This is a genomic window from Roseibium aestuarii, from assembly GCF_008477545.1.
Lineage (GTDB): Bacteria > Pseudomonadota > Alphaproteobacteria > Rhizobiales > Stappiaceae > Roseibium > Roseibium aestuarii.
In genome coordinates this window covers 71,337-83,866 of sequence record NZ_VORA01000004.1, presented here as the reverse complement: position 1 = coordinate 83,866, position 12,530 = coordinate 71,337, and the positions used below count along the sequence as shown (strand labels likewise).

General features: G+C 64.3%; 13 protein-coding genes and 1 riboswitch. Of the genes, 6 read left to right on the top strand and 7 right to left on the bottom strand.

The window, feature by feature from the left end; genetic code table 11:
- Nucleotides 1–201 precede the first annotated feature (201 nt).
- Both FR728_RS14790 and FR728_RS14785 read left to right on the top strand, forming a co-directional pair.
- Nucleotides 202–1,584: a tetratricopeptide repeat protein gene (locus FR728_RS14790; RefSeq protein ID WP_149893505.1), complete on the top strand. Its 1,383-nt coding sequence runs from the start codon at nucleotides 202–204 to the stop codon at nucleotides 1,582–1,584.
- 61 nt (nucleotides 1,585–1,645) lie between these two features.
- The gene (locus FR728_RS14785) at nucleotides 1,646–2,854 is read left to right on the top strand and encodes an OpgC family protein (RefSeq protein ID WP_280115347.1); all 1,209 of its coding nucleotides are present in this window, start codon (nucleotides 1,646–1,648) and stop codon (nucleotides 2,852–2,854) included.
- 114 nt (nucleotides 2,855–2,968) lie between these two features.
- On the opposite strand, the gene FR728_RS14780 is transcribed toward FR728_RS14785, so the two are convergent.
- Together FR728_RS14780 and FR728_RS14775 are read right to left on the bottom strand one after the other, a co-directional pair.
- On the bottom strand, nucleotides 2,969–3,256 hold the full coding sequence (locus tag FR728_RS14780) for a BQ00720 family protein (protein ID WP_188318920.1): 288 nt from the start codon (nucleotides 3,254–3,256) through the stop codon (nucleotides 2,969–2,971).
- Between the two features lie 39 nt (nucleotides 3,257–3,295).
- Nucleotides 3,296–3,724, bottom strand: a complete 429-nt coding sequence (locus FR728_RS14775) for an Hsp20 family protein (RefSeq protein ID WP_149893504.1) — start codon at nucleotides 3,722–3,724, stop codon at nucleotides 3,296–3,298.
- 257 nt (nucleotides 3,725–3,981) lie between these two features.
- On the opposite strand from FR728_RS14775, the gene FR728_RS14770 reads away from it, so the two are divergent.
- Genes FR728_RS14770 through FR728_RS14760 form a run of 3 tightly spaced genes read left to right on the top strand, consistent with a single transcriptional unit; the run spans nucleotide 3,982 to nucleotide 6,258 of the window.
- On the top strand, nucleotides 3,982–4,353 hold the full coding sequence (locus FR728_RS14770) for an MmcQ/YjbR family DNA-binding protein (RefSeq protein WP_149893503.1): 372 nt from the start codon (nucleotides 3,982–3,984) through the stop codon (nucleotides 4,351–4,353).
- Nucleotides 4,343–5,560 carry an MFS transporter gene (locus FR728_RS14765; protein WP_208998842.1) on the top strand — a complete coding sequence of 406 codons (1,218 nt, stop codon included), beginning with the start codon at nucleotides 4,343–4,345 and terminating at the stop codon, nucleotides 5,558–5,560. The genes FR728_RS14770 and FR728_RS14765 overlap by 11 nt, the downstream gene beginning before the upstream one ends.
- A 56-nt stretch (nucleotides 5,561–5,616) precedes the next feature.
- Nucleotides 5,617–6,258, top strand: coding sequence for a glycoside hydrolase family 25 protein (locus FR728_RS14760; RefSeq protein WP_149893502.1), 642 nt, complete (start codon nucleotides 5,617–5,619; stop codon nucleotides 6,256–6,258).
- Nucleotides 6,259–6,364: 106 nt separating this feature from the next.
- Here FR728_RS14760 and FR728_RS14755 read toward each other — a convergent pair whose 3' ends face one another.
- The 4 genes from FR728_RS14755 to ugpB form a co-directional block, all read right to left on the bottom strand.
- Nucleotides 6,365–7,453: a sn-glycerol-3-phosphate import ATP-binding protein UgpC gene (locus FR728_RS14755; protein WP_149893501.1), complete on the bottom strand. Its 1,089-nt coding sequence runs from the start codon at nucleotides 7,451–7,453 to the stop codon at nucleotides 6,365–6,367.
- On the bottom strand, nucleotides 7,453–8,301 hold the full coding sequence (ugpE, locus tag FR728_RS14750) for a sn-glycerol-3-phosphate ABC transporter permease UgpE (protein ID WP_149893500.1): 849 nt from the start codon (nucleotides 8,299–8,301) through the stop codon (nucleotides 7,453–7,455). Before ugpE ends, FR728_RS14755 begins: the two co-directional genes overlap by 1 nt.
- A 12-nt stretch (nucleotides 8,302–8,313) precedes the next feature.
- Nucleotides 8,314–9,198 (bottom strand): sn-glycerol-3-phosphate ABC transporter permease UgpA, encoded by an 885-nt coding sequence (gene ugpA, locus FR728_RS14745; RefSeq protein WP_149893499.1) that lies wholly within the window; start codon nucleotides 9,196–9,198, stop codon nucleotides 8,314–8,316.
- A 73-nt stretch (nucleotides 9,199–9,271) separates the two neighbouring features.
- Nucleotides 9,272–10,597, bottom strand: a complete 1,326-nt coding sequence (gene ugpB / locus FR728_RS14740) for a sn-glycerol-3-phosphate ABC transporter substrate-binding protein UgpB (RefSeq protein ID WP_149893642.1) — start codon at nucleotides 10,595–10,597, stop codon at nucleotides 9,272–9,274.
- A gap of 428 nt (nucleotides 10,598–11,025) precedes the next feature.
- Nucleotides 11,026–11,242: riboswitch (cobalamin riboswitch) on the top strand.
- A gap of 57 nt (nucleotides 11,243–11,299) precedes the next feature.
- Between ugpB and FR728_RS14735 the strand changes: the two genes are divergently transcribed.
- Nucleotides 11,300–11,977, top strand: coding sequence for an energy-coupling factor ABC transporter permease (locus FR728_RS14735; protein WP_149893498.1), 678 nt, complete (start codon nucleotides 11,300–11,302; stop codon nucleotides 11,975–11,977).
- A 109-nt stretch (nucleotides 11,978–12,086) separates the two neighbouring features.
- On the opposite strand, the gene FR728_RS14730 is transcribed toward FR728_RS14735, so the two are convergent.
- On the bottom strand, nucleotides 12,087–12,521 hold the full coding sequence (locus tag FR728_RS14730; RefSeq protein WP_149893497.1) for a YqaA family protein: 435 nt from the start codon (nucleotides 12,519–12,521) through the stop codon (nucleotides 12,087–12,089).
- Between the last annotated feature and the right edge of the window lie 9 nt (nucleotides 12,522–12,530).

The window sequence follows — 12,530 nt, the reverse complement described above, 5'->3', positions numbered from 1 at the left end:
GTTCCTTTCCGCAGCGACATTATCGCGTCGGCGCGGGGCGTGGCACACACGTTCGCAACACTCTTTTGTGTGTTGCAGTTCAACGGGCAGAGGCGTCTCCTTGAGGGCAGAAATGGCTGAATGGCGCAATTTCCGGGGCAGTTCCTCCCGCCCCCGTCATGCCCTCTCCGCCGATCCCGCAGCTTTCAGGAGCCCTCCTCCATGCCCCAGACCGACCAGTTCGGCTATGACCTGACCATTGCCTCTCCGGCCGCGGCGCGCGCCTGGGATGCCACGGTTCACGCGTTCCTCTCCCACGGCAGCAGCACGCCTCTGCATCTGCAGACCGCCCTGGAGAGCGACCCGGACTTCGGCCTCGGACATGCGGCACGCGGGCTCTTCTGTCTTCTTCTCGGACGCCGGGAGCTGGTGCCGACTGCAACCGAATGCCTGGAGATGGCCCGCACGTCGGAACGCCGGCTGGGGGCGACACGGCGGGAACGAGCGGTGACCGATGCGCTGGCGGACTGGCTCTGCGGCTGGCCTTCGCGGGCGGCGGACCGGCTGGACGGAACGCTGGCGGAATATCCCCGCGACACATTCCTGATGAAGCTCGTCCACGCCATCCGGTTCGTTCTCGGCGATGCGCAGGGCATGCGCCGGTCGATCGAGACGGTCGCGGATGCCCATGACGCGAGCCACCCGGCGCGCGGCTATCTTCTGGGATGCCACGCCTTCGCGCTGGAGGAAACCGGCGACTACGGACTGGCCGAGACGCTTGGCCGTCAGGCGGTGGAGCTCGCCCCCGATGACGCCTGGGGCCTGCACGCCGTGGCGCATGTGCATGACATGACCGGCCGTGCGGACGACGGGATCAAGTGGCTGATGGCCCGCCCCGACAGCTGGAGCCACTGCAACAACTTCGGCTTTCACGTTTGGTGGCATCTGGCGCTGATGCATCTGGACCGGGGCGAGACGGATCTGGTTCTCAACCTCTACGACGAGGAAATCCGCCGCGACAAGACCGACGACTATCGGGATATCTCCAATGCCACCTCCCTGCTGCTGCGGCTCGAGCTGGAGGGCGTGAATGTGGGATCCCGCTGGGAAGAACTCGCCCAGTTGAGCGACAGGAGAACCGACGACGGCTGCAACGTCTTCGCGGACCTGCACTATCTTCTGGCCCTGCTGAAGGGGGGGCGGCGGCTGGGGACCGAGCGGCTTCTGACCTCGCTGGCCCGCCGCAGACCGGAGGATGGGGACATGGGCCGGGTGAGCGCCCATCCGGGGCGGGCCGCGGCGCAGGGGCTCGAGCAGTTCCGGCTCGGCAACTACTGTTCCGCCTTCCAGCTTCTGTCCCGGGCGCGCGGCGACATGCCCGCCATCGGCGGCTCCCATGCGCAGCGGGACGTCTTCGAACGCATGACCATCGATGCCGCCCTGCGCGCCGGGCTTCCCGATCAGGCGGAAGGGCTGCTGCTCGACCGGTCGCGGCAGCGCGGGGGCCTCGACAATTATGCGCGAACCCGGCATGCAACGGTGGACCGGATGCGAAAAGCGGCCGAAATCATGCAAAATCACGAATTGCGCGCAACGCGTGCTTGACTAAGGAACCGGGCCCGTACAAAGCCGTTTCCCCAATCAGGTCGTCTTCAGGACACAGCCCGTGAACGTTGCCGCACAAACGTCCCTTTCCCAGCCGCAGAAGACCCGCCGCGACCCGCGGCTCGACTTCTTCCGCGGTCTGGGCATGTTCATCATCTTCGTTGCCCATCTGCCCTTCAACTGGTGGACCCTCTGGATCCCGGCCCGCTTCGGCTTCTCCGACGCGACGGAAATCTTCGTCTTCTGCTCCGGCATGGCGTCTGCCATCGCCTTCGGTCGGATCTTCGACACCCACGGACTGGTGATGGGCACGGGACGCATCCTGCACCGCATGTGGCAGGTCTACTGGTCGCACATCGGCCTGTTCCTGGCGATCGCGGCCCTGCTGGTCATGCTGGTGGACACCGGCTTCCTGGCGGCGCTCGGCAATGACGTGGACTATGTGGGCGAACTCAACCTGCGGCACTTCTTCGAGACCACCGAGCTGAGCCTGCCGCATCTGATGACGCTGACCTATGTGCCGAACCTCTTCGACATCCTGCCCATGTACATCGTGATCCTTGGTCTGGTGCCGGTGGTCATGGCCGCGTCGCGGGCCGGGCGCGGCACCGTGGCCCTGCTTGTCATCGGCTTGTGGACTCTGGCAACCTTCGGTTTCCTCAGCCTGGAAGCTGAGCCCTGGTCGGAACGGGTGTGGTTCTTCAACCCCTTCGCCTGGCAGATGATCTTCTTCACCGGCTTCGCCTTCATGCGCGGATGGCTGCCGCGCCCGCCGGTCAAGACCTCACTCATGGTGCTGGCGGCCGTGATCGTCGTGGCGACCATTCCCTTTGCCTGGTTCCGCATCATCAATCTGTCTCCGGAAATCCGCGAGATCCGCGATGCCATCGAGCCGCTCTGGATCAAGACGGAATTCGGCATCCTGCGCTTCGTGCACTTCCTGGCGCTGGCCTATCTGGCGTGGATCGCGGCGGGTGAAGGCGGCATCCGCCTGTCGCGTGGCCCCGCGCTCTGGCAGGGGTTCGTTCGGGTGGTGCAGAAGGTTGGCCAGCAGTCCCTGGCGGTCTTCATGATGAGCCTTTTCGCCGGCCAGCTGGTCGCCATCCTGCGCGACACGATCGGCGAGCGGGAGACCTTCGTGTGGCAGGCCTTCGCCAACCTGCTCGGCTTCGCGATCCTGATCGCGACGGCCTATTCGGTGGCCTGGTTCAAGAGCAATCCCTGGCGCAAGCCGGTGGCGAAGGTGATACCGGATCCGAACCGCCCGTGAGCGGACGCCTCGGCGCGCGCCTCGAAACGGTCCAGACGTGAAAAAACGCCGGCCTCGCAAGAGACCGGCGTTTTTCGTTTCGTCTCGAAACCGACCCGAAGGTCCGTCCGAAGCTCAGTGGACGCTCGCCATTTCCAGCTCGTACTCGAAGGCATTGGCCAGTGCGGCCTCACGGCTGTCGGCCACGACGATGGGCGTTCCGTCCGCGTTGAGCAGGGCCCAGAGGCTCGCGACATCGTTGCTTTCGGGCATGTCCGGGAACAGGCTGTTCATGTCGTCCCGGTTGAGCTTGCGAATATAGGCGACAGTGCCGGCGCCCAGTTCGGCGAGAACATCCTGGCTCATGGCCTCGAGCAGCTCGGCTCGGGCCAGGGCCGCGGGATCGTTCGGATCGCGCGTCATTCAATCTCCAGTCTTGGCTGACCTGCGGCCGACGTCTTCTCAGTCGCCGCCGGTGATTTCTATCTTGCGGATCACCTTCTCAGGCTCCGGCCGCGCCAGATCGATGGACAGCAGTCCATCCTTCAGATCGGCGCCAAGGATCTCGATGCCTTCGGCAAGGACGAATGCGCGCTGGAACTGGCGCGCCGCGATGCCCCGATGCAGGTACTGGCGGGTCTTGTCGTCTTCCTGACGTCCCCGGATCACGAGCTGGCTTTCTTCCAACGATACATCCAGCTGATCCCGCGTGAAGCCGGCAACTGCCAGCGTGATGCGGATCACGTCGCCCTTGGAGCCGGGCTTGGACAGCCGCTCGATGTTGTAGGGCGGATAGCCATCGTTCGCGGCCTTGGAGACGCGATCGAGCACTCGTTCAATGTCGTCAAACCCGAGCATGAACGGGCTGGAAAACGCTGACATGCGGGTCATCGTAACAGTCCTTGTTTCAAGCGACCTGTCTTGCGGGGACCCTTGAAGGCATCCTCGCCGGGGCAATGCCCCCTTTCGTCAACGAATATGGCGGTCCGGAGCCAATCTTTCAAGTTGTCGCCAAAGGACACACAGGTTTGAGAAAACAAGGTTAGCGACGCAACCCGCGATCCACTAAGCTCAGCCAAGCCATTGCCCCGTCGCATTCGCGCCGCCCGCCACCCCTGACCCAGCCTGTTCCATCCTGTTCCGCACCCATGACCCGCCAAGACTTCGACACGTTCTGCGCCCCCCTTCCCGCCGCCACCCATGTGGTGCAGTGGGGCGGTTCGTCCGTCTGGAAGGTGGGCGGCAAGATCTTCGCCTTGTGCTCGGGGGGCCGCGCGGATGGCGCCGGGACAGGAGGCCGGATCAGCTTCAAGTGCTCGGACCTGAGCTACCGGATGCTGATCGAGCAGCCGGGCATCGTGCCGGCGCCCTATCTTGCCCGCGCCCAGTGGGTTCAGGTTGTCGATCCGGATGCCCTCGATGAAGACGGCTGGGAGGCCTATCTGACGGCCGCCCACGGGCACATCGCCCGGCGCCTGACCCGCAAGCAACGCCAGGACCTTTGCCTGAATGACCTCTGATCCCGCCGTTTCGCCCAGCCTTCAGGCCAAGTGGCGCACGTTGCTGCTACTCATGGTGGCAGAAATCTCCGCCATGTCCTTGTGGTTCATGTCTGCCGCCATCCTGCCGGATCTGGCGTCGGAATTCGCGATCTCTCCCGCACGGCAGGCCGCCCTTTCCAGCGCGGTGCAGATCGGCTTCGTGGCGGGTGCGCTCATCTCCGCCATTCTCGGGTTGCCCGACCGGCTGGACCCGCGAAGGGTCTTTGCCGCCTGTGCGCTGGTGGCTGCCCTCGCCAATTCCTGCCTGCTCTGGCTGGAGCCGGGCGGCAATCTCGCCATCGCCTGCCGTTTCGTGACCGGGACCATGCTGGCAGGTGTCTATCCGGTGGGCATGAAGATCGCCGTCGGCTGGGGCACCACAGACCGGGGCTTCCTTGTCGGGGCGCTGGTTGGGGCCCTGACCTTCGGATCCGCAGCACCGCATCTTCTGGCGCTGGGAGGCGGCGCCGACTGGCGATGGGCGGTCCAGATCGCCTCCCTGGCGGCCGGGATCGGCGGGCTCTTCTGCCTGATGACGCGCCTTGGCCCCCATCACGGGCGCGCGCCGGCCTTCTCGCCGCGCACCGTGCTGAAGGTCTGGACCGACCGGCGCATCCGCCTCGCCTATGCCGGCTATCTCGGCCACATGTGGGAACTCTATGCCTTCTGGGCCTGGGTTGGCGTGGCCTCTGCGGCGGCCTTTGCCGTGACGATGGACGCGGGCGAAGCGCTCGTCCTGTCGCGGCTTCTCGCCTTTGCCGCGATTGCCGCCGGAGGCCTCGCCTCGATCATCTGCGGGTATTTTGCCGACCGCATCGGCAAGGAGCGCATCGCCTTCTGGTCGGTGATCGTCAGCGGCAGCGCGGCGCTGGCGAGCGCCGCCAGTTTCGACACCGCACCCTGGCTGTTTGCGGGCTGCATCCTGATCTGGGGTGCTGCGATCCTGCCGGATTCGGCGCAGTATTCGGCCCTGGTCGCCGACTTCGCGGCGCCCTCGGAAGCCGGATCTCTCATGACCTTCCAGACCGCGCTCGGCTTTGCGCTGACCTTCGGCACCGTGCAGATGAGCCCGCTTGTCGCTGCCCATGCGGGCTGGCCCGGGCTCTTCTGCATGCTCGCCGTGGGCCCCGGCCTGGCGGCACTGGCCATGTTGCGGCTCGAGAGGCTTCGCGCCGCCGCCTCCTGATCACGAAGCGCGCGGACATGCGTCCTTCCCCTCACGGACAAGAGATGGAGGCCGACATGGCACAGGATTGCTTGGAAGGGATCGACGTTTCCCACTATCAGGGCACGGTGGACTGGACCAGCGTTGCCGGTGCGAACATCCGCTTTGCCATTCTGAAGGCAAGCGAAGGCACCAGCTTTCAGGACCCGACGTTCCACACCAACTGGGCCGGGGCGAAGGCGGCCGGGCTGGCCTGCGGCGCCTATCACTATTTCCTGCCGACCGAGAGCTTCATGCAGCAGGCTGACAACCTTGTCGGCGCCCTGCAGGCGGTGCAGTTCGATCCGGCAACCGACCTGCCTCCCGCCATCGACTGCGAGGAGATGCAGGGGTGCTCTCCGGCCACCTATGCCTACGCCCTGTCGGCGCTGGTCGAGCTGGTGCAGATGTTCATCGGGGTCAAGCCGATGATCTACGCGAGCCCGGCCTTCTGGAACGCACTCGGCAACCCGGGCTTTGGCGATCACCCGCTCTGGATCGCCGAATATACGAGCGCCGCCGCGCCCAGCGTTCCCAAGCCGTGGAGCGACTACGCCATCTGGCAGTATACCAATTCGGGCAGCGTGCCCGGCGTCAACGGCCCGGTGGACCGCAACCGCATGGCCCCGCCGAAGGCAGCAGCAGCAGCGCCGGTGGCCTCGCCCCTGCACTGGTTCTGACGAACGCGCAGGTTACACAGATCATGGATCACACAGGCAAAGGGGCCACCGGAAGATCCGGCGGCCCCTCATTTTTCTTCACGGTTCCGGTCCTGACCGGAGCGGCTCAGCCCTCGATGCGACGGCCGGACTGGGCGTCAAAGAAGTGGACGTCCTTGGCCGGGGCATGAAGGGTGACCATCTCGCCGATGGCGAAGGTCTCGTGGCTTTCCACCCGCACGACCAGCGACGCACCGCCGTTCGGCAGCTCGCCATAGAGGTAGCTTTCCGCGCCCACCGGCTCCAGCACCTTGACCTTCATGCGCAGGGTGAGAGCGGCATCGGCAGGGGCGGCAGCCTCGCCGCGCAGCACCTTCAGATGTTCCGGACGCACGCCGACGACGTAAGCCTCGCGGCCATAGGCGTTGGCGCCGGAAAGGCCTTCGCCCTTTGCCGCCGCCAGCCCGGAGGCATCGGCCTTCGCGTCGATCAGGTTCATGGCCGGAGAGCCGATGAAGCTGGCGACGAAGGTGGAGGCCGGCTTGTCATAGACGTCGATCGGGGCACCGATCTGCTCGATACTACCGCCGTTGAGCACGACGAGACGGTCGGCCAGGGTCATGGCTTCAAGCTGATCGTGGGTCACGTAGACGCTGGTGGTGCCCAGGTCCTTCTGCAGCTTCTTGATTTCCACGCGCATCTGGACGCGCAGCTTGGCGTCCAGGTTCGACAGCGGCTCATCGAAGAGGAAGGCGGCCGGCTCGCGCACGATGGCGCGGCCCATGGCCACACGCTGGCGCTGGCCGCCGGAGAGCGCCCGCGGCTTACGGTCGAGGTAGTCGCCGATCTCGAGGATGCGGGCGGCTTCCTTGACGCGGCGGTCGATCTCGGCCTTGGCCATGCCACGGTTCTTCAGGCCATAGGCCAGATTGTTGTAAACGCTCATGTGCGGATACAGCGCATAGTTCTGGAACACCATGGCGATGTCCCGGTTGGCGGGATCGACCCGGTTCACCACCCGGTCGCCGATGGAAACCTCGCCGGAAGAAATCTCTTCCAGACCGGCGATCATGCGCAGGAGCGTGGACTTGCCACAGCCGGAGGGGCCGACGAGGACGATGAATTCTCCGTCCGCGATGTCGATGGAGACGCCTTTGACGGCTTCGACATTGCCCGCATAGACCTTGCGGACATCCTTAAGAACGATGCTGGACATTACTTCTCCGACTCCACGAGCCCTTTGACAAAGAGTTTCTGCATTCCGATCACCACCACGATGGGCGGCAGCATGGCGAGCACGACGGCCGCCATCACCAGGTTCCACTGGGGTTCGGAATCCGCGACGTCAGCCATGCGCTTGATGCCCATGACGACGGTGTAGTAGCTGGAGTCCGTGGTCACCAGCAGGGGCCAGAGATACTGGTTCCAGCCATAGATGAAGAGGATGACGAAGAGGGCGGCGATGTTCGTGCGCGACAGGGGCAGAAGGATGTCGCGGAAGAACTTCATCGGCCCCGCACCGTCGATCCGGGCGGCCTCCATCAGCTCCTCGGGCACCGTCAGGAAGAACTGGCGGAAGAGGAACGTCGCCGTCGCCGAGGCGATCAGCGGAATGGTGAGGCCGGCGTAGGAATTGAGCAGCCCGAGATCCGCCACGACCTTGAAGGTCGGCATGATGCGCACTTCCACCGGCAGCATCAGGGTGATGAAGATCATCCAGAAGGCGAGCGTGCGGAAGGGGAAGCGGAAGTAGACGATCGCGAAGGCCGACAGGATCGAGATGAAGATCTTGCCCAGGGCGATGGAGAGCGCCATCACCAGGGAGTTGGTCATCATCAGGCCCAGGGGCGGCGCACCGGAGGTGCTGACGCCCGCGTTCAGGATCCGGGAATAGTTCTCGATGGCCTCCGTGCCGGGCAGCAGGGGCACGAGGCCCTGCAGGAAGTCGAAGGACCCCCGGGTCGAGGCGATGATCGCTATATAGACCGGGAAGGCGACGAACACGATCCCGAGGATCAGGATCAGGTGTGTCAGCGCATTCAGCCAGGTGTTGTTTTGTACCATCTCTCTAGCGCCTCAATACTGCACGCGCCGCTCGATGTAGCGGAACTGGATGACGGTCAGAAGGATCACCACGGCCATGAGGATCACCGACTGGGCTGCGGAAGAGCCCAGGTTCAGGCCGATGAAGCCGTCCTGATAGACCTTGTAGACCAGCACGTTGGTGCCCTGTGCGGGGCCGCCGGCGGTGGTGGCGTCGATGATGGCGAAAGTGTCGAACAGAGCCGAGACGATGTTGACCACCAGCAGGAAGAAGCTGGTCGGTGACAGCAGCGGCAGGATGATCGTGAAGAAGCTCTTGACCGGGCCGGCGCCATCGATGGCAGCGGCTTCCTTCAGCGACTTCGGGATGGCCTGAAGACCGGCCAGGAAGAAGATGAAGTTGTAGGAAATCTGCTTCCAGCTGGCCGCAAGCACGATCAGGATCATGGCGTCCGTCTGGTTCAGCCGGTGGTTCCAGTCATAGCCGACCACATCCAGCATGTAGGGCAGGATGCCGACGGTCGGGTTGAACATGAACCACCACAGGATGCCGGCCACCGCAGGCGCCACGGCATAGGGCCACAGCAGAAGCGTGGTGTAGGCATTGCGCGAGCGGATGAGCCGGTCGACGGCCACCGCGAAGATCAGCGCGAGGATGAGCGCCAGACCGGTGGTCGAGATCGCAAAGACCGCCGTGCGCCCGATCGAATTCAGATAGTCAGGCTCTTGGAAGAGCTTGGTGTAGTTGGCTAGGCCGACAAAGCGGGAACTCAGGCCGAACGGGTCCTCCTTGTAGAAGGACTGTTTCACGGCCTGCGCTGCAGGCCAGAAGAAGAAGACGAACGTGATTGCCAGCTGCGGCGCCAGAAGCGCGTAAGGCAGGAACTTGTTCGGAAAGATTGCACGCTTGGTCTGCATGTATTCCACCCCAGGGGCCAAACAGGAGAAGCCCGCGCAGGACGCGCGGGCTTCATGGTCCGATCAGGGGACCTTACTTGTTGGCGCTTTCGAACTCGCGGATCAGCGCGTTACCGCGAGCGTCAACAGCCTTCAGAGCAGCTTCGGCATCCTGACCGCCGGCGAGGAGCTTCTCGAACTCTTCGTCGATGACGGTGCGGATCTGGACGTAGTTGCCGAAACGCAGGCCCTTGGAGTTGGCGGTCGGTTCGTTCAGGGTAATCTGCTTGATCGCCGTGTCGGAACCCGGGTTCGCGTCGTAGTAGCCCTGCTGCTTGGTCAGCTCGGCAGCAGCGTTCGTGATCGGCAGGTAGCCGGAGAACTGGTGCCAGTCAGCCTGGACTTCAGCGGAGGACAGGTAGCTGAAGAAGTCGGCCACGCCCTTGTACTCTTCCTCGGACTGGCCCTGAAGCACCCAGAGGGTGGCGCCGCCGATGATGGAGTTTTGCGGAGCGCCTTCCACGTCGTCGTAGTAGGGGAGCATGCCGAAGCCGACCTTGAAGTCCTTGGCATTGGCCAGAACGCCAGCGCGGCCTGCGGAGGAACCCATGTTCATGGCGCAATCCTGCGCGTAGAACTTCGGAGCCGCGTCAGCAGCGCCAGCCGGGCCACCATACTGGAAGAGGCCTTCGTCGGACCACTTCTTGAGGTTGCCCCAGTGACGGATCTGAGCCGGACCGGCGAGGGTCAGTTCAGCTTCCAGACCGCCAAAACCGTTTTCCAGGGTGCCGATCGGCTGGTTGTGCCAGGCGGAGAAGTTCTCGGTCTGGATCCAGGACATCCAGGTGGTGGTGAAACCACACTTGGCAGCGCCGGAGGACACGATCTTGCGGGAGAACTCTTCCATTTCGGCCCAGGTCTTGGGCGCGTGTTCCGGATCCAGGCCCGCCTTCTCGAAGACGTCCTTGTTGTAATACAGGATCGGCGTGGAGGAGTTGAACGGCATGGACAGCATGTTGCCATCGGTGTCGGTGTAGTAGCCGACGACGGCGGACATGAAGGCGGACGGATCGAACGGCTTGCCGGCGTCTTCCATCAGCTTGTACACGGGATAGATGGCGCCCTTGGCGGCCATCATGGTGCCGGTGCCGACTTCGTAGACCTGCACGATGTCCGGCTGCTCGCCAGCGCGGAAGGCGGCGATGGCAGCGGTCATGGTCTCGGAGTAGCTGCCCTTGTAGGTCGGAACGACCTTGTAGGTGTCCTGAGAGGCGTTGTAGGCGGCCACGATCTCTTCGAGCTTGGTGCCCAGCTCGCCACCCATGGCGTGCCACCAGTTGATTTCGGTTGCAGCCTGAGCGCCGCCATGGGCGACAATGAGGGCTGCGCCGGCCATGAGACCGGTTGCGATACGCTTCATCATTTCACTTCCTCCCTCCCGGTCGGCAAGGCGCCGCCGGTACGTGTCGAGTTCGTGTGCAGTAACCTGTAAGGCCAGGGGACGAGATACCCCCAGCGCTCAGGTTGATGTTCGTATTGTCCGCACATGAACCTTTTATGACGTTCATATGAACATTAAACAAAACCGACGGCAACCGGTTTTAGTCATGAATTTCAATGCCGCATCGCAAAAAGCCGCAGGATCCCTCCGGGAAAGCCTTGGGGCTTCAAATGGGGCTCATATGAAATTGCGAACATTTGCGAACATTCCGCTGTCACAAACGCGCCAAGCCGGCCATCCGGCGCGCCCTGAGGCCCGGTTTTCGCCCTGAAACCCCCGCAAGGCGGATCTGTCACACGGGAGACCCGATCGGCCACGCGGCCCTTGCCAGCAGGGCCGAGACCGCAGATACTGACCTCCTCGATGGTTCTGCCAAGCCGACCGGCGCGGCAGAGTAAAAGGGAACACGGTGAGGCGTACCCAACAGGGACCGAGACCGTGGCTGCCCCCGCAACTGTAAGCGGCTGTCCCCGACCGGAATGCCACTGGGCCAATGCGCCCGGGAAGGTGGTCGGGGGTGTCAAACCCGCAAGCCAGGAGACCTGCCATTGATGCCGCCGCACCGGCTTCCGGTGCCGTTCCTTCTATTCCGCACGGTGGGTGCGGACGGAGATACATGTCATGCATATCGAACCGGGTCTCGTTGACGGGACCAAGATCGCCCTGAGCTACGCCACGGCCGCAGCCTCCCTCGGGCTGGCTGCCAAGATGAGCCTGAACACCCTGTTCCGCGACGGCGGATCCGCAGCCCTGATGGCCCGCGGCATTCTGGCGACCGCGCTCGTCTTCAGCTTCTTCGAAATCCTGCCGCACCATCCGGTCGGCGTGTCCGAAGTCCACTTCATCTTGGGCTCGACCCTGTTCCTGGTCTTCGGCGCCGGTCCGGCCGCCCTCGGCCTGGCAGGCGGCCTGCTGCTTCAGGGGCTGTTCTTCGCGCCCTTTGACCTGCCGCAATACGGCATGAACGTCACCACCCTGCTGGTGCCGCTCTTTGCCGTGGCAGCCCTGGCCAAGCGCATCATTCCCGAGAACACGGCCTATGTGGACGTGACCTATGCCCAGACCCTGGCGCTTTCCACCGCCTATCAGGGCGGCGTGGTTGCCTGGGTGGCCTTCTGGGCCGTCTACGGCCAGGGCTTCGGGGCCGAGACGCTGAGCTCCATCAGCACCTTCGGCGCCGCCTACATGCTGGTCGTCCTGGGCGAGCCGCTGGTCGATCTGGCCGTGCTTGCCGGTGCCAAGACCCTGAGCGGGCTCAAGGGCACCCCGCTGGTCCAGAGCCGCGTCTACTCGGCCTGACCGCGGCGTACATCCCTGCAAACATGCGAAAGGCCCGGGAAACCGGGCCTTTTTCTTGTTCATCACAACCTGCTGGATAATCTTGCCGCCTGCTCCTTCGGGTCCTGCCCTAACCCAGCACCCCTTGCGTCACCGCGACGACCGCCAGATAGCGGCCGGTCTTGGCGAGGGCGACCAGAACGAGGAAGGGCAGGAAGGGCTCGCGCAGCACACCGGCGGCCAGCGTCAGCGGATCGCCGATCACCGGCGCCCAGCTCAGCAACAGGCTCCACTTGCCCCAGCGCTGATACCAGCCCGATGCCCTGTCAAGGGCCGCCTCGCTGACGGGGAACCAGCGGCGCTTGCGGAAATGCTCGATCCAGCGCCCGAGGCCCCAGTTCACGCAGGATCCCAGCGTGTTGCCCAGACTGGCCACGGCCACAAGCGCCCAGACGGGCGCGGCCTCGGCCGCCAGCAACCCGGCCAGGCCGAATTCGGACTGGGCCGGAAGCACCGTCGCCGCCAGGAAGGAGACCGTGAAGAGCGAGAAAAGCGAGATCCACACCGGATCAGA